An 18,989-nucleotide genomic window follows, 5' to 3' on the forward strand; every position below is an offset into this window, starting at 1 on the left:
AATCCTCCTCGTTTCGCGGTGGTGGCGGTCAGCGGTCCTGGCGGTAGTGCCGGAGCTTGTCGGGATCGATCTCGGCGCCGAGACCGGCGCCGGGGCGGACGATCAGCTCGCCGTCGGTGATGCGCAGCGGTTCGGCGAGCAGGTCGTCGCTCATGTCCAGGAAGTTGGACAGCTCGCCGGCCCGGCGCGAGGTCAGCGAGTAGGCCGCGCCGAAGGCGACGGTGCACAGGGAACCGAGCTGGCCGTCGATCTGGTTGCCCATCACGACTTCCAGACCGAGCCCCTCGGCGAGGTGGTGAGTGCGCTGCGAGCGGGTGAAGCCGGTGCGCGCGGTCTTGATGCTCACCGCCGTGGCGGACCCGCCGAGGACCTCGCGGGTGACGTCGGCGGGCGTGACGGCCGATTCGTCGGCGATGAAGGGAACGTCGAGCTGCCGCACCAGCCAACGCCTGCCGAGGACGTCGTCGGCGGGGCACAGCTCCTCGGCGAAAAGCAGGTCGAGGTCGGCCATCTCCTTCATGGCGCGGGCGGACTCCGCGGCGGTCCAGCCCCGGTTGCCGTCCACGTAGAGGGCCACCGCATCGCCCAGCCCCTCGCGCAGCGCGCGCACCACGGCGGTGTCCAGCGAGACCGGGCGGCGCCCGACCTTGACCTTGAACGTCGTGATCCCCCAGGTGTCGCGCATCTTCTCGGCCTCGGCGACCATCGCGGCCGGTTCGTCGAAGCCGAGCATGTGCGACACGCGCATCCGGTCGGTGTAGCCGCCGAGCAGCTCGGTGACCGAGACGTCCAGGCTGCGCCCGAGCGCGTCCCACATCGCCATGTCGACGGCCGACTTCGCCGTCGGGTTGCCCACCGTGCGCTCCATCCGGGCGTGCGCGGTCTCGCGGTCGAGCAGGCTCAGCCCGGTGAGCTGGGGCGCGAAGAGGGAATCGACGGCCGCGACGATCCCGGCCTGGGTCTCGCCGTAGGTGAACGGTCGCGGTGGCGCCTCGGCCACGCCGACGATCCCGTCGTCGGTGCGCACCCGCACCAGCACGTGCTCGGCGGCGCAGACCTCACCGGAGGCGAAGCGCAGCGGTTTGCGGTACGGGATGGCGAACGGGATCGCCTCCACCTGGGTGATCTTCATGAACCGGCCTCTGTCGGTGGTCGTGCGGACGGGAAGACGTCCTCGAGCTCGGCGAGGACGGCGTTGACCAGCGGTGAGCTGGTCTCGCGGTGCCAGGCCAGCGCCAGCTCGACGGTCGCCGCGCCGACGAGGTCGCGGAAGACGACCCCGGCCAGCGGCAGCGAGCGAGCCGATGCGGGCACCACCCCGACGCCCAGGCCGCCTGCGACCAGCGCGAGCAGCGCGGCGGTGCCCGGGGCCCGGTGCTGCTGGTTCGGGGTGAACCCGGCGTCCCGGCAGCTGCGCAGCACCGCCGCGTGCACGACGGAATCGCGCTCGTCGTAGGTCACCAGCGCTTCGGCCCGCAGGTCGCTGGTGGACACCACGGGCTCACCGGCCAGCCGGTGGTCGGCGGGCGCGGCGAGGACCAGCGGCTCGACCTCGATCACGCGGTAGTCGATGTCGTCGCCGGTCACCGGCGGGCGGAGCACGCCGATGCCCAGGGTGCCGTCGCGCAGCTGCGCGCACTGCTCGGCGGTGAGCAGCTCGGCGCGGACCTCCAGCTCGACCTGCGGGGTTCGCTGGGCCAGCGCCCGGGCCAGGTGGGGCAGGTGCGAGAAGGCGGCCGTGCCGGTGAACCCGACGCGCACCATCCCGAGCTGCCCCTCGCCGATCCGCTGGACCCCGCGCACCCCGGCGTCGACGGCGTCGAGCACCCGCTGGGCCTCGCCCAGGAAGAACTCGCCGGCCGGGGTCACCCGGACCTGCCGAGTAGTGCGGGCCAGCAGGGAGACGCCGAGCTCCTCCTCCAGCTGGCGGATCGCGTGCGAGAGCGCGGGCTGGGCGATGTGCAGCTGCTCGGCCGCGCGCCCGAAGTGGCACGTCTCGGCGACGGTGACGAAGTAGCGCAGGTGGCGAAGCTCCACGGCGGGCCTCCTCCCTCGTCCTCGTCGCCGATTTTCCTCACGGTAGGGAAGCCGCTCATCGAAGACAAAGACTTGGTTTCGCGGGATTGATAAGGGGCATCGATGAATCGCACCCTAGGTCAGATCTAGGTTTTTGTCCGGTGTGACCGGCACCACGGGCTGTCATGGTTCGGGGTCATGCCACGGCGACGCGGTCGCCGAGAGGCCGATCAGAGTCGATCTGGGCCGTTGGAGGATCCATGACCGAGATGCTGAACCACGTGTCCGCAGTCGTCGCGGACGCGGTCGTCGAGGACCGCGAGGCCGGCGTGTACCGGGCCAACCGGCGGATCTTCACCGACGAGGAGATCTTCGAACTCGAGATGAAGCACATCTTCGAGGGCAACTGGATCTACCTCGCGCACGAGAGCCAGCTGCCGAACCCGGGTGACTACTTCACCACCCACATCGGCCGCCAGCCCGTCGTGATCACCCGGGACAAGGACGGCGAGCTGCACTGCCTGATCAACGCCTGCGCGCACCGCGGAGCGATGATCTGCCGCCGCAAGACGGACAACCGGACCACGCTGACCTGCCCGTTCCACGGCTGGACGTTCCGCAACGACGGCAAGCTGCTCAAGGTCAAGGACCCCGACGACGCCGGGTACCCGGAGTCGTTCGACAACGACGGCTCGCACGACATGACCAAGGTCGCGCGGTTCGACTCCTACCGCGGCTTCCTGTTCGGCAGCCTCAACCCGGACGTGGTGCCGCTGAGCGAGCACCTCGGCGACACCACCAAGGTCATCGACATGCTCGTCGACCAGTCCCCGGAGGGGCTGGAGGTGCTGCGCGGCGCGTCGACCTACACGTTCGACGGCAACTGGAAGGTCCAGGCCGAGAACGGCGCCGACGGCTACCACGTCACGGCCACGCACTGGAACTACGCGGCGACCACGGCCCGGCGCGACACCGGTGAGTCCAAGAACAGCACCAAGACCCTCGACGCGGGCAGCTGGGGCAAGTCCGGCGGCGGCTACTGGTCCTACCCGAACGGGCACCTGTGCCTGTGGACGTGGGCGGGCAACCCGCAGGACCGTCCGCTGTGGAACAGGCTGGACGAGCTCAAGCAGGAGTTCGGCGAGGCCAAGGGCGACTTCATGGTCCGCGGCTCGCGCAACCTGTGCCTGTACCCGAACGTCTACCTGATGGACCAGTTCTCCACCCAGATCAGGCACTTCCGGCCGATCGCGCCGGACAAGACCGAGGTCACCATCTACTGCATCGCCCCGAAGGGCGAGAGCGCCGAGGCGCGGGCCTGGCGGATCCGCCAGTACGAGGACTTCTTCAACGCCTCCGGCATGGCCACCCCCGACGACCTGGAGGAGTTCCGCTCCTGCCAGCTCACCTTCCGCGCCACCGCAGCGCCCTGGAACGACATGAGCCGCGGCGCTCAGCACTGGCTCAACGGTCCCGACGAGGTGGCCGAAGCCCTCGACATGAAGGGCGTGATCTCGGCGGGCCAGAAGAACGAGGACGAAGGCCTCTACCCGGTCCAGCACGGCTACTGGCAGGAGACCATGCGCGCCGCCATCGCCGCCGAACGCGCCCGGTCGGCCGCGGCCGACTCCGAGTGAGCCCCACCTCGATCCCCACCGCGCCAGGAGAATCCCCATGACCGTCAACGCCGACGCCGCCGAGACCCCTGCGGCCCCCGCCAAGCTGATCACCCAGCAGGACATCGAGCAGTTCCTCTACCGCGAGGCCCGCTACCTCGACGACCGCGAGTTCGAGAAGTGGCTGGAGTGCTACGCCGACGACGTCGTCTTCTGGATGCCGTCCTGGGGCGACGACGACCTGCTCACCGAGGACCCGCAGACCGACATCTCGTTGATCTACTACCCGAACAAGGGCGGCCTGGAGGACCGGGTCTTCCGGATCCGCACCGAGCGCTCCAGCGCGACGTCCATCCCGGAACCGCGCACCAGCCACAACATCAGCAACGTCGAGCTGATCGAGCGCCGCGGGGACGTCGTGGACGTCCGGTTCAACTGGCACACCATGTACTTCCGGTACAAGAACGTGGACCTCTACTACGGGACGTCGTTCTACACCATCGACTTCTCCGGGCCGGCGCCGCTGATCCGCCGGAAGACCGTGGTGCTCAAGAACGACTACATCCACCACGTCGTCGACGTCTACCACATCTGAGCGAGGCCGCCATGACCCACCAAGTCGCGCTGTCCTTCGAGGACGGCGTAACCCGGTTCATCACGTGCGCCCCCGACCAGACCGTGGCCGACGCGTCCTACCGGCAGCGGATCAACATCCCGCTGGACTGCCGGGACGGCGCGTGCGGGACCTGCAAGGCGTTCTGCGAGTCCGGCGAGTACGACGGCGGCACCTACATCGACGACGCGCTCACCGGTGCCGAGGCCGAGCGCGGCTACGTGCTGCCGTGCAGCATGAAGCCGAAGTCCGACCTGGTGCTGCGGATCGCCAGCACCTCGGCCGTGGCCAAGACGCAGGCCGCCACCTATCCGGCCACGGTCGCCGCGGTGGAGCGGCTCTCGCCCACCACGGTCGCGCTCACCCTGAAGACCCCGGAGCGCAGCGAGCTCGCGTTCCTGCCGGGGCAGTACGTCAACATCGCGGTTCCGGGCACCGACCAGACGCGTTCGTACTCGTTCAGCAGCGCGCCCGACGACGAGCTGCTGACCTTCCTGGTCAAGATCACCCCGGGCGGGGTGATGTCGGAGTACCTCACCGAGCGGGCGAAGCCCGGTGACGAGCTGACCTTCACCGGCCCGCACGGCAGCTTCTTCCTGCGGGAGACCGACCGGCCGGTGCTGCTGCTGGCCGGTGGCACCGGGCTGGCACCGATCCTGTCGATCCTGCGCACGATGCGGGCGAGCGGGTCCACCCGCCCGGTCCACCTGATCTACGGCGTGACCACCGACGACGACCTCGTCGAGGTCGGCGCGGTGGAGCAGCTCGCCGCCGAGCTCGACGGCTTCACCTGGGACTACTGCGTCGCCGACCCGAGCAGCACCGCCCCCAACAAGGGCTACGTCACCACGCTGATCCGCGACGAGCACCTGCACGGCGGCGACGTCGCGGTCTACCTGTGCGGGCCGCCGCCGATGGTGGAAGCGGTGCGCGAGCACTTCGCCGACGACGGGTTCGAGCCCACCGGCTTCTACTACGAGAAGTTCGCCCTCGCCGCCGGGACGCCCGAACCGGCGGCCGAGGTCGAGGCGGCTCCGGAGCCCGCCGCCGAGGTCGAGCCCGCGCCCGAACCCGAGGTCGAGGCCGAACCGGAGCCCGAACCCGCGGCGGTGCAGGCCGAAGATCCCGCCGCAGGTCGGAAGGTCGCCGGGCAGAACATCTTCCCGTCCGCGCACGTCCCTCCGTTGCACTCCGGCTCGGCTCGACCGGTCGAGGAGGAGGCGGTCGCGGCCAGCGCCATCGCCGGGCAGCGGATCTGGACCGGAACGGGTCGCGCCACCGGCGCCCTCGATCGCGGCGAGCCGCTGATCGGCGACGCCGAGGCCCGCTCGATCGCCGGGCAGGAAGTCCTGCCGGCGCGGCCCTCCCTCGAACCGCTCGTCGCACCCGAGCCCGCGCCCGATCGCTACGAGATCGGCGAGGAGCACCCGTCGGTGCACGAGTCCGACGCGGTCTTCGAAGCGCGCCAGGCCCTGGAGCTGGGCGCCGTCGAACTCACCATCGGGAGGCTGACCTCGCAGCAGCTCGCGGGGTACCGGCTGCTCGCCGAGTCCGCGGTCCCGCACGTCGACGGCGACCGGTTCGTCGACGCCGCCGCCTACACCGAGACCAACGCGGCCTTCCACGACTACCTGTTCACCCTCACCGGCAACGAGCACCTCCTGCAGGCCTACCGCGCCCTCGGCGTGCAGGGCCACATGGAGACCACGCTGCGCAACGCCACCTGGTGCCACCCCCGCTGCACCCAGGACCACCTCGACATCGTGAGCGCCTTCGAGGCGGGCGACCGGACCACCGCCCGGCGGCTCATCGCCGAGCACGCCGAGCGCTCCAAGGTCACCACCCGGCGGGCCATGGCCGACGCCGAAGCGGCGAAGCGACCGCGGTTCATCACCCCGGGGCGCTTCACCGGCAAGGTCGTGGTCGTCACCGGCGCCGCCCAGGGCATCGGGGAGCGGACGGCCCGCCGGGTCGCGGCCGAGGGCGGCGACGTGGTGCTGGCCGACCGGTCGGAGCTGGTCGAAGGGCTGGCCGACGAGCTGGCGGGTGCGTCCGCGGTCGCCGACCTGGAGACGTGGGAGGGCGCGCAGGCCGCGGTGGACGCGGCGCTCGACCGGTACGGCCGGATCGACGTGCTGATCAACAACGTCGGGGGAGCGATCTGGTTCAAGCCGTTCGCCGAGTTCACCCCCGAGCAGATCGAGACCGAGCTGCGCCGCTCGCTGCTGACGACGCTGTTCGCCTGCCGGGCCGCCCTGCCCTCGATGACCGAGCGCGGCAGCGGTGTGATCGTCAACGTCTCGTCGGCGGCCACGCGGGGCATCCACCGCATCCCGTACTCGGCCGCCAAGGGCGGGATCAACGCGGTCACCGCGTCGTTGGCGCTGGAGTGCGCCGACTCGGGGATCCGGGTCGTCGCCACCGCCCCCGGCGGGACCGAAGCTCCGCCGCGGCGGATCCCCCGCGGTGGCTCGGCGCTGGAGACCGAGCAGGAGCAGGCCTGGTTCCAGGCCCACATCGACCAGACCGTGAGCACGTCGCTGTTGAAGCGCTACGGCACGTTGGACGAGCAGGCCGCGGCGATCGCCTTCCTGGCCTCCGACGAGGCGTCCTACATCACCGGCACCGTGTTGCCGGTCGCAGGCGGCGACCTCGGTTGACGCCGACCGGGGCGGGGGAGCAGCGCCCCCGCCCCGCGTCCCAGTCGTGCGGCTGCTCGCCGCCACACCGGCCCGATCGGGCCGGACCTCTTCCCACCAACACCGCACCGGGAGCCCCTCATGCCCGAAACCGGCTCAACGACGCGCCGGCGTCAACGAACCGTGTCCTGGGTGGTCGCGCTGTCGACCATCGTGCTCGTGTTCGACGGGTACGACCTCGTCGTCTACGGCACCGTCCTGCCGACCCTGCTGGCTGATCCCTCCCAGCTCGGGGCGATCACGCCCGGTCAAGCGGGTGCGCTCGGCAGCTACGCGCTCGTCGGAGTCCTCGTGGGAGCCCTCACCGCGGGCACCTTCGGCGACCTGATCGGGCGCCGCCGGATGATGCTGATCAACCTCGCCTGGTTCTCCGTCGGGATGGGCGCGACCGCGCTGACCCAGGACGTCACCGCCTTCGGGATCGGCCGGTTCTTCACCGGTATCGGGGTCGGCGCGCTGGTGGCGACGGTCGGCCCGCTGGTGGCGGAATTCGCCGAGCCCGGGCGGCGGAACCGGCTCAACGCCGTCGTCTACAGCGGTGTGCCCGCCGGCGGCGTGCTGGCGGGCTTGCTGGCCCTCGTGCTCGACGACCTGGTCGGCTGGCGGGGTCTGTTCTGGATCGGTGCCCTGCCGATCGTGCTGGTGCTGCCGCTCGCGCTGGTGAAGCTCCCGGAATCGCCGAAGTGGCTCGCCTCCCGCGGCAGGATCGCGGAGGCGACGGCGCTGGCCGAGCGCACCGGGGTCGCCCTGCCCACCGCGCCGGCGGCCCCGGCAGGAACCGCCCGCGCGGGATTCCCGGCGCTGGCGTCGAGGCAGCTGGCCTGGCCGACTGTGCTGCTGGGCTCGCTGAGCTTCGCGGGGTTGCTGCTGACCTACGGGCTCAACACCTGGTTGCCGAAGATCATGGCCGACAACGGCTACGGCGAGAACTACTCGATGGCGTTCCTGCTGGTGCTGAACCTCGGCGCCATCGCGGGAGGGCTGCTCGCGTCGCTGTGGGCCGACCGCGCCGGAGCCAAGCGGGTGGTGGCCACCACGTTCGTCCTCGCGGCGTGCGCCCTGGCGCTGCTGCCGCTGCAGCTCCCGATGATCGTGCTGCTGCTCGCGGTGGCCCTGGCCGGGATCGGCACGATCGGCACGCAGGTGCTCATCTACGGGCTGGTGTCCAACTACTACCCGACCAGGGCCCGGGCAGCCGGTGTCGCGTGGTGCGCGGGCTTCGGCCGGATCGGCGGCATCGTCGGCCCGCTGGTCGGCGGCTTGCTCGTCGGCGCCGGACTCGGCGGCACCACGGCGTTCCACCTGTTCGCGGCCATCGCGGCCGGAGCAGCGGTGGTGACGCTGCTGGTGCCCCGTTCACGCGATGAGGCGGAGGAGGAACTCCCGGCGCCCGCTGCGGCGGCCGCGAGTCCGCGCTCCGTCTAGGCTGTTCCGCGCCCGTCCACGGCCGCGTCAGCGCCGTCGGGCGGGCGCGGATCGCCGAGCGGAGGGCCCGGGCGCGGTGATTCGTCGTCGCCGGAGCGACGAGCCGCGATCGACCCGCGGCCGCCACGCGCCCCGGACCAACGAGGTGGACGTGACCAGAGGAGCGCAGTCGCTGATCGGGCGGGACGAGCTCGTGGCCGGGCTGGAGCAGACCCTCCAGACCGGCCGGAGCCGCTTCGTCCTCCTCACCGGGCCGGCGGGGATCGGCACCTCCGCGCTGGCCGAGCACCTCGCCCGGCGTCAGGACGGCCCCGTGCTGCGGGCGACGGCCGCCGAGTGGGAGTCCGCCCGCCCGTACGCCCTGCTGCTCCAGCTGCTCGCCGACCTGCCGACGTCCGATCCGCTCGGCACGGCCGCGGAGCTCGCCGCGCGGCTCGCGCCCTCGGCGGTGCTGGTGCTCCACGACGCGCAGTTCGCCGACGTGGAATCGCTGCGCACCCTGGCGTCGGCGCAGCGGCACCACCCCGAGCTCGCGCTGCACGTGCTGGCCACCGCGACCACCGGAGATCGCCGGGCCGCCGCCGAGGTCCTGGACCTGCTGCCGCGCATCGCCACCGACGTGCCCGACGTCCCGCCGCTGGACGCCGCGCAGATCGGCGAGCTGGCCGCCGCGCGCGGCGTCCCGCTGCACTCGTCGATGGCCGAGCGCCTGCGGCGGCACACCCTCGGCCGACCGCGACCGGCGGTGCAGCTGCTCACCGAGCTGCCCCGCACCACCTGGTCGCAGTTCGAGCCGGCGCTGCCCGCCCCCGCCGCCGTCCACGCGGGGGTGCGCGAGGGCCTCGCGGCGTGCGCCTCGGGCGCGCGCCGGTTCGCCGAGGCCACGGCGGTGCTCGGCGCGAACGCCGCGGTCCGCAACGTGCTGGCGCTGGCCGACCTCGACTCCGATGCGCTGGAGCTGATCGACGAGACCACGGCCGCGGGTCTCGTCGAGCTCGTGCCGCGCGGGCTCACGTTCGTCAGCCCACCGGACCCGATGGTGCGAGCCGCAGTGCTGACCTGCATCGGGCCCGCGCGACGCGCCGAACTGCAGCGCAGGGCCGCCGAGCTGGTCGACGACCCGGTCCGGGCGCTGCGGCTGCTGGCCACCGCCAGCCCCGTGCCGGACGCCGACGTCGCCCGTCGCCTCGACGACCTCGCCCGCGAACGCGCCGCGGAAGGAGCTTGGGGGACCGCCGCGACGCTGCTCAGCGACGCGAGCCGCCTCACCGACGACCCGGAGCACCGGCAGGCCCGGCTCACCCGCGCCGTCGACGCGCTCATCGGCGCCGGTGACGTCTTCCGCGCCACGGCGCTGATCCCGGAGGTCGAGAGCATCCGGGAAACCCCGCTGCGCGACGCGGTCCTCGGTTACCTCGCCACGGTCCGGGGTCGCGCCGCGGAAGCGGGCAACCGGTTCCGCCGCGCCTGGGACATCGTCAACGCCGACCGCGAGCCCGAGACCGCGGCGCTGATCTGCCAGCGCTACGTGCTGGACGCGCTGTGCCGCTACGACGGCCGCGACCTCGTGCTGTGGGCGGACCGGGCCATCGAGCTGGCCGGCGCCAACACGCCGACCGCGGTGGAAGCCGAGGCCATCCGCGGCATCGGGCTGGCCGCGACCGGCAGCGCGAAGCAGGCCCAGCGCCACTACGACGACCTCACCGCCCGCCTGCACCACGGCGCGCAGTGGCAGCGCGCCACGATGGCGCGCGGCTGGATCAACCTGATCTCCGACCGGATCGACGACGCGCGGGTCGACTTCGAGAGCGCGATACCCACCGCTTACCTGGGCGGCTCGGCGCGCATCTCGCTGTGGGCCCGCGCCTGGCTGGCCAGGGTCCAGTTCCTCTCCGGGGAGTGGAACGAGGCGCTGACCACCGTGCGCGACGCGATGGAGATGCAGGAGCGCACCGGGATCCTGCTCACCGGCCCGCTGCTGCTCTGGACGGCCGCCGCGGTGCACGCCCTGCGCGGCAACTTCGACGCCGCCGAGGAAGTGCTGCTGCAGAGCGCCACCGGCGCGGGGGACTACCAGATCATGCGGATCCCGAGCCAGCTCGCCCGAGCGCACTTCGCCGAGGCCCGCGCCGACTCCGCCGGCGTGCTGCGCGCGCTGTACCCGCTCACCAGGACCTCGCCGAGCTCCAGCACCGACGAGCCGGGGCACTGGCCGTGGCAGGACATGTACGCCCACGCACTCGTCCTGCTGGGCCGCCTCGACGAGGCCGACGAGTTCCTGACCCGGCACGAGAGAGCGGCGGCCAAGCGCGGGCACACCTCGATGCGCGCCCGCCTGGCCTCCGCGCGCGGCCGCCTGCACGGGGCCCGCGGCGACGTCGCCGCCGCATCGGCCTCCTTCGACGAAGCGCTGGAGCTGATCAGCGCGCTGCCGCTGCGCTACGACCAGGCCCGGATCAACTTCAGCTACGGCCAGGCGCTGCGCCGCCTGCGCCGCCGCGCCCAGGCCGACGTCGTGCTCAGCGCCGCCAGGGACGGATTCGCCGCGATGGGCGCCACCACCTACGTGGAGCGCTGCGACCGCGAGCTCAAAGCCGGTGGCGTGCACCGGGCCCGAGCGGAACCGGCGCCGAAGACCTTGACCCCGCAGGAGGAAGCGGTGACCCGACTGGTCGCGCGCGGCATGTCCAACAAGGAGGTCGCGGCCGAGCTGTTCCTCTCCAGCAAGACCGTGCAGTACCACCTGACCCGCGTCTACGCGAAGCTCGGCATCCGCTCCAGAGCGGAACTGGCCGCCCGCAACAACCCCGACCCGCCCGCGGAGGACTGATCGAGGAGGTCCGGCAGCCGCGGTGATCTGGCCTCGTCGATCGGGAGGTCCCTTCGCGGTTCAGGAGACGTCGGCGTAGGACGTGCCGACCTTCATTCCGTCCATCCAGTTGATCACGCGGTTGTCCACGACTTCGGCGCCGTAGCTGCCCCAGCGCGGCTTGTTGCCCAGGTCGTCCCAGGTGCGGCCGGTGAACGAGTGGACCTGCCTGCCGTTGTAGTAGACCTCCACCCAACCGCGGCTCGGGTCGCTGGAGGTGTGGATCCCGAGCGCCACCCGCTTCCAGGTGTCGCGCTCGACAGGCGTGCTCCAGGCGAGGGTCCACCGCTCGCCGACCTTGATGTGGAAGACCTTGAGCACTCCGCCCTCCACCTCGATCAGCACGGGGTAGTTCTGCTGGTGCTGATCATTGGTGCCGTTGGACTTCCAATGGAAGATCGTTCCGGCGTCGTCGGTGTTGGTCATCGTGTCCCAGCCGAGGTAGTAGGCGGCTCCCTCGCGCCAGGCGTACTCGGTCCCGCCGACCCGGATGTCGTGGGCCTCGCAGCGTTCGAGGCCCAGCGGCTTGTTGACCTTCCAGACCTCGCCGCGGCCGTCGTCGTCCTGGTGGGTCAGGCTCGCGGGATCCGAGCACAGGACCGCACCGAAGACCCCGGTCCCCTTCGAGGCATCGCCGTCCCAGATGGTCGCGGCGTGGGCAGGCGCGGCGGGGACGAGGCAGAACGCCGCCATCAGCGTCGCAAAAGTGGATCTCTTCATCGTTGAAGACCTCCGGATGGCTGCTTTTCTGGGAGGCTAGATCGGGGCCGCGCGCTGTTGGAGTTCGTGCAGGGCGATTCACCGGCGAACGTCCGACGCGACGCCGCGGCGCTCCTCTCCGTGCTCGGCAAGCGTCCGGTGCGCAGCTGACCGATTCGCGCCTCCGGGGGCGCCGGCCGCGCGCTCGACCTTCCGGCTCGGGGCGCAAAACCCTTGGCGCGGCGTGAGAGGTGGCGTAGCCTCCCGGCATTCGATGAACGTGAACGTGCTTCACATTCACGGAGGGGAGTGCCGTCGCATGCCGGTTGGCAGGAGGCAGGTGCTGACCGCCGCCGCGGTCGCGCCGGTGTTCGCATCGATCGGGCTGCCCGCCTCGGGCGAGAGCCGCGCTGCTCGGTTCCTGGTCGGGCGCGGGGTGGCCGACGTGACCGGCCCGGCGGCCGAGAACGGCATGATGGGCTACTCGATGCCCCAGCAGCAGACCGCGGGCATCCACCTGCGCACGCTCGTCCGGGCGTTCGTCGTCGACGACGGCGCGCGGTGCGCGGTGTTCGCGACCGCCGAGCTGGGAGCGCTGTTCCAGTCGGTGCACCAGGAGGTGCTGCGGCGGCTCGCGCGCACCTACGGCGAGCGCTACACCGAGCAGAACGTGCTGCTCAACGCCACGCACACGCACGCGGCCTGCGGCGGGGACTCGCACTACGCCGCCTACGACCTGGCGACCTTCGGGTTCCAGGAGCAGGTCTTCGAAGCGGTGGTCTCCGGCATCGTGGAGGCCATCGTCCGGGCGCACGAGGACCTCGAGCCCGGAACCGTCGCGATGGGGCGCGCCGAGCTGACCGACGCCAGCGCCAACCGCTCGCGGGAGGCCTTCGACCGCAACCCCGAAGCCGACCGCGCGCACTTCCCGGACGCCATCGATCCGGGGGTGACCGTGCTGCGCTTCCGCCAGGGCGAGCGCGACGTCGGCGCGATCTGCTGGTTCGCCACTCACGGCACCTCGATGACCAACACCAATCGGCTGATCAGCTCGGACAACAAGGGCTACGCGGCTTACGCGTGGGAGTCCACCGACCCCGGATTCGTGGCCTGCTTCGCCCAGACCAACGCCGGGGACATGTCGCCCAACCTCGCCCTGGAACCCGGAACCGGTCCCACCGACAACGAGTTCGACAACACCCGCATCATCGGCGAACGCCAGCTCCGCGCTGCCAGGGCCGCATTCGACGCCGCCACCCGGCCGATGAGCGCCGCGGTGGACCACCGGCTCTGCTACGTGGACATGTCCGCGGTCGCCGTGGACGGTCGGTTCACCCCGGACGGACGGCAGCACCGGACCTGCACGGCCGCGATCGGGGTGTCCATGCTGGCCGGCAGCCGCGAGGACGGCCCGGGACTGCCCGTCCCGGAGGGCATGCGCAACCCGCTGCTGGAGTGGCTCGGCGGTGCGAACGCGCCGGTCCCGCCCGAGCTCGCCGACGAGCAGTCCCCCAAGATCGTCGCGGTGCCCTTCGGGGCGATGCAGCCCCACCCGTGGTGCCCGCAGGTGCTGCCGGTGCAGCTGATGCGCATCGGCGACCTGCACCTGGCCGCGGGGCCCGCGGAGTTCACCGTCGTCGCGGGCCTGCGGATCCGCCGCGCGGTGGCCGCCGAGCTCGGCGTACCGCTGAGCGATGTGCTGGTCCAGGGATACGCCAACGCCTACAGCCAGTACGTCACCACACCCGAGGAGTACGACAGCCAGCAGTACGAGGGAGCCTCGACGCTGTTCGGCCGCTACACCCTGCCCGCGTACCAGCAGGAGTTCAGCCGCATCGCCGCGGCGATGCGAGACGGTCGTCAGGTCGCCATCGGGCAGCTGCCGCCGGACATGACCGGCACCGTGCCCAGCTTCCAGCCCGGCGTGCTGTTCGACGCGCCCCCGCCGGGACACGACTTCGGCGACGTGCTGGCCCAGCCGCGCACCCGCTACCGGACCGGCGAGCGGGTGACCGCGGAGTTCGTCACCGGCCACCCGAAGAACGACCTGCGCCGCGGGAGGACGTTCACCGAGGTCCAGCGGCTCCTGGAAGGCCGGTGGACCGCGGTGGCCGACGACCGGGACTGGTCGACGACCTACCGCTGGCGGCGAACCGGCGCGGCCTCGTCGGCCGCGACGCTGACCTGGCAGATCCCGCCGGACGCGGCCGGCGGCCGGTACCGGCTGGTGCACCACGGCGACCGCAAGACCGGCGGCGCGATCGCGTCGTTCACCGGCGTCACGCGCGAGTTCGTGGTGAGCTGACCGACGAGGACGAACGCTCGGGAGCCGGGGACCCGCGGCGCTCAGGTCCAGGCGCGCTGGTGCCAGCGCCACGCGGTGTCGGCGAGGAAGTCCTCCAGGCCGCGCGGCGGTCGGCCGAGGAGCTGGGCGAGCTCGTCGGTGCGCGGCTCGTTGAGCCCGAACCGGGTCAGGGCGTAGACGGCGCTCATGAAACCGATGCTGTCCCAGCCCACTCCGCGTGCGCGCAGCCGCGCGGCGAAGCGCAGCGCGCCGGGGCGCGGGTAGCGCACCGGATATCCCAGGTGCCGGGTCAAGGCCGCGGCGACCTCGTGCATGGTCAGCGCGGCCGGTCCGGTGAGGTGGTGCACGCGGTCGCCGCTCGGCGGCGCGGGTCCCAGCAGCGCGTCGGCGGCCACGACGGCGACGTCGCGGGCGTCGACGAAGGTCGTCCGCCCGCTTCCCGCGGGGACGAACAGCTCGCCGCGCTCGACGATGTCGATGCCGTGGGTGGAGATGGTGCGGTGCAGGTTCTGCATGAAGAAGCTGCACCGCAGCACGGTCGCGGACATCGTCGAGGCGAAGAGGTGCTGCTCGATCTTGTGGTGCGGGATGAACGCGGCCTTGTCGGCGCCGAAGACCGACACGTAGACCACGTGCCGGCAACCGGCCTGCTCGGCGAACCGCAGGAACGGCAGGATCGCCTCGCGGGCGGCCCGGTTGCCCGGCAGCGGGAACAGCAGGAAGAGCTCGTCGATCCCGGCCAGCGCGCTCGGCCAGGTCGAGCGGTCGAAGAAGTCCAGCCCGGCGGTCTCGCCTCCGGCTCGCCCGACGCGCTCGCCCTGCGCCTCGGGGTGCCTGCAGGCCACCCGCCACGGGCTCGTCGCGCGTTCGGCGAGCTCGTCGACCAGCGCAGCGCCCACGTTGCCCGAAGGGCCGGTCAGCACCAGCATCGCGGCATTCCCATCTCCAGCGGTTCGTCGGTCGATCGTATCGGCCAGCACCTCACCCCACCGCGACCGCGCAGCGAAGCCGCCATCGGTCAGCGGCTCGCCCCGACCGGCACGCGCTCGGTCAGCGCCGACGCGCTCGGGACCGCGCGTGCGGGCCGTCGACCGCTCGGGCGTCGTGACCGTCCGCCCGGCGCGGCTTTCGGTGCTCATGCGGTCTTTTCGGTGCGCACCTGCGTAGCGGCGGGAGTGCGGTCGGACGGTGCCCAGCCAGGCGGTCCGAAGACGTACCCGAGCTCGTCCCGCCACCGATCCCCCGAACAGCCCTGATCCCGCGGATCGCGCCGCCGTCGGTCGGCCCGGTGCCCGGTGGTCGGCGCGCTAATCGCGGCAGCGCACCGGGCCGGCCGTGGCGCGGGTGAGCAGGTCGCGGAGGAGTTCGTCGACGAGTCGCGGGTGTTCCAGCGGCACCATGTGGCCCGCGTTCGGGATCATCGTCAGCCGGGAGCCCGGGATGGCTTCGGCGATGGCGGCGCTGTTCCCGGCGGGGATCGTCTGATCGTGCTCGGCACCGATCACCAGCGTCGCGGCGTCGCCCAGGGTCGGCAGGGCAGCTCGCTTGTCGAGGGTCAGGAATTCCGGGATGAGCGCCACCAGAGCGTGCACCGGGTTGGAGCGGGTCAGCTGCAGCACGAAGTCGACCAGCGCGGGCGGGACCCGCGAGGCGAAGGCGAAGCTGCGCGCGGCGACCAGGGCCGCGTGCCGCAGGACGTGGCACGAGATCCGCGTCAGGCGCAGCCGGTCGATGGCGGCCAGCACGAGGTTGGCGGTCTCGGGCGGCAGCACCGCCCGGCCGTTGACCGGCGCTGCGGCGGTCGTCACCAAGCCGACGCCGACCACGCGGTCGCCGAACAGCTCGGGGCGTTGTTCGGCGAGCGACATGATGGCCATTCCGCCCATCGAATGCCCCACCAGCACGACCGGCCCCCTCGGGGCGGCCTGGTCGATCACCGCGGCCAGGTCCGCACCGAGCTGGTCGAGGGTGAGCCGACCCTTCCCGCCCAGTTCGGACCGGCCGTGGCCGCGGTGGTCGTAGGCGACCACGCGGGCGCTGCGGGCCAGCGAGGGGCGCTGGAACAGCCACATGTCGTGGTCGGCCAGGTAGCCGTGGCAGAGCACCACCGTCACCGGCGCCTGCGGATCGCCGTCGATCTCGACGTGCAGCGGCACTCCGTCAGCGGTGGTCGCCGTCACGCCGTCGGCGGCGGGGGTCCGCAGTTCCCGCGCTGCCGCTCCGGCCGGCGGCGACGGTCGCGCGGTGAGGCCGGGCACCGACGCGCGCAGCTGGCGCAACGCCAGCTGAATCCGCGCCCGGACGGGGTTCTGTGTCGGCGCGCAGATCGTCACGAGCGCACGCCCTCACCGCGGACGGCGCTCACCAGCACGTTCCCCAGTCCATCGGCCCAGCCGGGCAGCTGCTCCGGCACCTTCCAGGTCGGCGAAGATCGGGCCACGACGGCCCCGGACGGCGACCCGAACCGGGCCGTGACCAAACCGTGACTCATCCCGCCAACGTAACCAAGGGTGACTGCCGGTTCAAGCAATAACCCGAACAGGTTAGGAATCCGGGGGGTGATGTAAACACGAAGCGTGCTCAGCTCGGGACGCTTCGACGTACGCGGCGTCGGTGCCGGGGCATGTGCTGCCGCCTCGTGCCCACCGGCTGCTGCGTGCGTGGCGGTGTGGGAGCGCGATCCGCTGCGGGGCGAGGGTTCGTCCCTTAACCACCTGGTCCAGCTCAGCTCGAGCGCTCGTCGTCGTCGGGGGTCGCTAGATCGGAGCGGAATGCGCGCGGCGGGACGCGCAAGCGGTACCCGACGCCCCGGACCGCGGTGATCCACTGACCGCTGCCGCTGGTCTCGCGAAGTCGGCGCCGCAGCCGCATGACGTGCACGCTGAGCGAGTTGTCGACGTCGCTCCCGTGCGGACCCCACGCTGCTTCGACGAGCTCGGCCCGGGACACCGTGGTGTCGACGCGGTGGGCCAGGAGCCGCAGCACCGCGAGCTCCCGCGGAGGCAGCTTCACCTCCTCGCCGTCGACCCACATCCGGGGAAGCGACCCGTCGATCCGCAACCGCCCCAGATCGAGTGGTTGTGGCCGGTGTTCGTCCAGCCTCAGCGCGTCGTGCAGCTCGTGAGGGTCGGCCGGGCGGGCCACCACGTCGGTAGCGCCGTTCTCGGCGGCTTGCACCGCGAACTGGTTGGTCGGCGAGTCCGCGGCGGCCACGATGGGCAGATCCGGGTCTTGCCCGCGCGCGATCCGGAGGAACGTCAGCGGCGTCAGGTTCCCCAGCACTTCGCCCAGCACGACCGCGTCCGGGCACAAGCGGCCCAGGAGCAGCAACGCCTCCGCAGGATCCGCGCAGTCGACCACCTCGGTGCGCGAGGTCGACAGCCCGGTCCGGAGCTCGCGGACGGTTCGCGCGTTCGACTCGACGGCGAGCACCAACGCCCGGCGCCGGACGGAGGTGCAGTGGGTGGGGCACGAGCTTCGCCCGGCGGACGTCGGTCGCGTCGAGGCGGCGGCTGGGGTCATCAGCGGAAGCCCTCGCCGATGCGGTCCTCCGTCCTGGCCCGGGCGGTGCGTTCCGTGACTTGCTCGTTCATCAAACCTTCGATCTCGTGGGTCGTCGTGCGGTTCGCGCGGAGCAGGGCCCGTCCACCGATGCCGCGGACCGGGAATCGGCTCGACCGGAGTCGAGCGGGCGGCAGTTCGCCCGAGGCACCCGATGCCGGCGTGCGCTCCCGCGAACCTCGCCCGGCCGACCGCCGCGGCGTAGGTCGGGCGGGCCCGCGTTCGGAAGACGCCGCAGATTGAAGGCACCCGACATGAATGCAGGGTGAAACCGAGGCGTACGCCGGAATGAGAATTCAACGATCTCATTTCGCCGCGCGGGGGAACCGAACTGAGCACGTGCCGTGTTCCGCGAATTACCGCGGGTGCGTTGAGTCGATCTTTTTCGCTCTTCGTCGTGCTGGACTCCTTCGATTCACCCGATATTCAGCTCGAACATCTTTGATGCGCGGGTCTCGCAAGTGCGGGGCCCGTCGTCGCGCGTTCGAGGACGCGCCAGGCGGGAGCAGTGTGATCCGTCGGCTGAGGGAAGCACTGGCCCACGACGTCGATGCCGTGAGCGATGCGGTGTCACCCCATTGGCTGGGAGAAGCAAAAGGTATGAGCACGCAGGAAAAGATGACCGGAGCACGTCCGGGAGCGCAGCCGAACACGCCTAAGGTCATGGTGGTCGCTGCGCTGGTGGCGGTGCTGTTCTTCTTCGGGTTGCTGATCTTCGAGCGCATCCCGGAGATCCCGGTCGACATCGACTTCAAGCCCTTCTTCATCGCGTTCCTGTTCCTGGCTCTGCTGCCGCGCGGGTTGCCCACCTTCGCGATCCCGCTCGGTGCCGCGGTGGGCGAGGCCATCGGTGACATCATCGAGGGGTACGAGGTCGACGACCCCTTCGGTTTCGCCGGCTACTTCATCGGTTTCGCCTTGGCCGGGTACCTGATGGGCGGCAAGCCCCTCAACTGGGTTCGAGTCAGCCTCGCCTGCATCGCCGGTTCGCTGGTGCAGGCCGTGATCGAGGCGTCCGCGTTCCTGGCCTTCGGCGAGGAGGGCGTGGGCGTCACGCTCTACAGCGCCGCGGGCAACACCGTCACCCACGGCGTCCTGATGGGCGCGGTCGTCACGGTGCCGCTGGTCTTCGCCCTGCACGGGCGAATCGAGCGGCTCCTCGGATTCACGCCGCTGCCCAAGTGAT

At 71.7% G+C, this 18,989-nt stretch carries 14 protein-coding genes; 7 read left to right on the forward strand and 7 right to left on the reverse strand.

Features of this window, described 5'->3' with window-relative positions:
* Positions 1-28 precede the first annotated feature (28 nt).
* On the reverse strand, positions 29-1,132 hold the full coding sequence (locus ACFQRI_RS00400; protein WP_380662760.1) for a mandelate racemase/muconate lactonizing enzyme family protein: 1,104 nt from the start codon (positions 1,130-1,132) through the stop codon (positions 29-31).
* The gene (locus ACFQRI_RS00405) at positions 1,129-2,037 is read right to left on the reverse strand and encodes a LysR substrate-binding domain-containing protein (protein WP_380662762.1); all 909 of its coding nucleotides are present in this window, start codon (positions 2,035-2,037) and stop codon (positions 1,129-1,131) included. Before ACFQRI_RS00405 ends, ACFQRI_RS00400 begins: the two co-directional genes overlap by 4 nt.
* 239 nt (positions 2,038-2,276) lie before the next feature.
* Here ACFQRI_RS00405 and benA point away from each other — a divergent pair, with 239 nt between their 5' ends.
* From benA to ACFQRI_RS00430, 5 genes are all read left to right on the forward strand, one after another.
* Entirely contained in the window at positions 2,277-3,653 is a 1,377-nt protein-coding gene (gene benA, locus ACFQRI_RS00410) for a benzoate 1,2-dioxygenase large subunit (RefSeq protein WP_380662765.1), read from the forward strand.
* Positions 3,654-3,690: 37 nt separating this feature from the next.
* Positions 3,691-4,227 (forward strand): benzoate 1,2-dioxygenase small subunit, encoded by a 537-nt coding sequence (gene benB, locus ACFQRI_RS00415; protein ID WP_380662767.1) that lies wholly within the window; start codon positions 3,691-3,693, stop codon positions 4,225-4,227.
* 11 nt (positions 4,228-4,238) lie between these two features.
* Positions 4,239-6,905: a benzoate 1,2-dioxygenase electron transfer component BenC gene (benC, locus tag ACFQRI_RS00420; RefSeq protein WP_380662769.1), complete on the forward strand. Its 2,667-nt coding sequence runs from the start codon at positions 4,239-4,241 to the stop codon at positions 6,903-6,905.
* Between the two features lie 162 nt (positions 6,906-7,067).
* Positions 7,068-8,369: an MFS transporter gene (locus tag ACFQRI_RS00425; RefSeq protein ID WP_380662771.1), complete on the forward strand. Its 1,302-nt coding sequence runs from the start codon at positions 7,068-7,070 to the stop codon at positions 8,367-8,369.
* Between the two features lie 151 nt (positions 8,370-8,520).
* Positions 8,521-11,199: a LuxR C-terminal-related transcriptional regulator gene (locus ACFQRI_RS00430; protein WP_380662773.1), complete on the forward strand. Its 2,679-nt coding sequence runs from the start codon at positions 8,521-8,523 to the stop codon at positions 11,197-11,199.
* A gap of 60 nt (positions 11,200-11,259) precedes the next feature.
* Here ACFQRI_RS00430 and ACFQRI_RS00435 read toward each other — a convergent pair whose 3' ends face one another.
* Positions 11,260-11,958 carry a heparin lyase I family protein gene (locus ACFQRI_RS00435; protein ID WP_380662775.1) on the reverse strand — a complete coding sequence of 233 codons (699 nt, stop codon included), beginning with the start codon at positions 11,956-11,958 and terminating at the stop codon, positions 11,260-11,262.
* Between the two features lie 298 nt (positions 11,959-12,256).
* Between ACFQRI_RS00435 and ACFQRI_RS00440 the strand changes: the two genes are divergently transcribed.
* Positions 12,257-14,242, forward strand: a complete 1,986-nt coding sequence (locus ACFQRI_RS00440) for a neutral/alkaline ceramidase (RefSeq protein ID WP_380662777.1) — start codon at positions 12,257-12,259, stop codon at positions 14,240-14,242.
* A gap of 41 nt (positions 14,243-14,283) precedes the next feature.
* On the opposite strand, the gene ACFQRI_RS00445 is transcribed toward ACFQRI_RS00440, so the two are convergent.
* The 4 genes from ACFQRI_RS00445 to ACFQRI_RS00460 form a co-directional block, all read right to left on the reverse strand.
* On the reverse strand, positions 14,284-15,171 hold the full coding sequence (locus ACFQRI_RS00445) for an NmrA family NAD(P)-binding protein (protein ID WP_380662779.1): 888 nt from the start codon (positions 15,169-15,171) through the stop codon (positions 14,284-14,286).
* A 378-nt stretch (positions 15,172-15,549) separates the two neighbouring features.
* Positions 15,550-16,521, reverse strand: coding sequence for an alpha/beta fold hydrolase (locus ACFQRI_RS00450; protein ID WP_380662781.1), 972 nt, complete (start codon positions 16,519-16,521; stop codon positions 15,550-15,552).
* A 50-nt stretch (positions 16,522-16,571) separates the two neighbouring features.
* Positions 16,572-16,733: a hypothetical protein gene (locus ACFQRI_RS00455; protein ID WP_380662783.1), complete on the reverse strand. Its 162-nt coding sequence runs from the start codon at positions 16,731-16,733 to the stop codon at positions 16,572-16,574.
* 233 nt (positions 16,734-16,966) lie between these two features.
* A complete protein-coding gene (locus ACFQRI_RS00460) occupies positions 16,967-17,674 on the reverse strand; it encodes a response regulator transcription factor (protein WP_380664546.1) in 708 nt (235 codons plus the stop codon).
* 729 nt (positions 17,675-18,403) lie between these two features.
* On the opposite strand from ACFQRI_RS00460, the gene ACFQRI_RS00465 reads away from it, so the two are divergent.
* Complete coding sequence (locus ACFQRI_RS00465; RefSeq protein ID WP_380662785.1) at positions 18,404-18,988, forward strand: hypothetical protein; 585 nt, start codon at positions 18,404-18,406, stop codon at positions 18,986-18,988.
* Position 18,989 lies beyond the last annotated feature (1 nt).

Source organism: Saccharopolyspora griseoalba, from assembly GCF_042665275.1.
Taxonomy (GTDB): Bacteria; Actinomycetota; Actinomycetes; order Mycobacteriales; family Pseudonocardiaceae; genus Saccharopolyspora; species Saccharopolyspora griseoalba.

Coding starts and splice junctions, on each gene's coding strand:
- ACFQRI_RS00400 (WP_380662760.1), bottom strand. CDS start 1,132: ATGAAGATCACCCAGGTGGAGGCGATCCCGTTCGCCATCCCGTACCGC.
- benA (WP_380662765.1), top strand. CDS start 2,277: ATGACCGAGATGCTGAACCACGTGTCCGCAGTCGTCGCGGACGCGGTC.
- benB (WP_380662767.1), top strand. CDS start 3,691: ATGACCGTCAACGCCGACGCCGCCGAGACCCCTGCGGCCCCCGCCAAG.
- benC (WP_380662769.1), top strand. CDS start 4,239: ATGACCCACCAAGTCGCGCTGTCCTTCGAGGACGGCGTAACCCGGTTC.
- ACFQRI_RS00435 (WP_380662775.1), bottom strand. CDS start 11,958: ATGAAGAGATCCACTTTTGCGACGCTGATGGCGGCGTTCTGCCTCGTC.
- ACFQRI_RS00440 (WP_380662777.1), top strand. CDS start 12,257: ATGCCGGTTGGCAGGAGGCAGGTGCTGACCGCCGCCGCGGTCGCGCCG.
- ACFQRI_RS00445 (WP_380662779.1), bottom strand. CDS start 15,171: ATGCTGGTGCTGACCGGCCCTTCGGGCAACGTGGGCGCTGCGCTGGTC.
- ACFQRI_RS00455 (WP_380662783.1), bottom strand. CDS start 16,733: ATGAGTCACGGTTTGGTCACGGCCCGGTTCGGGTCGCCGTCCGGGGCC.
- ACFQRI_RS00465 (WP_380662785.1), top strand. CDS start 18,404: ATGAGCACGCAGGAAAAGATGACCGGAGCACGTCCGGGAGCGCAGCCG.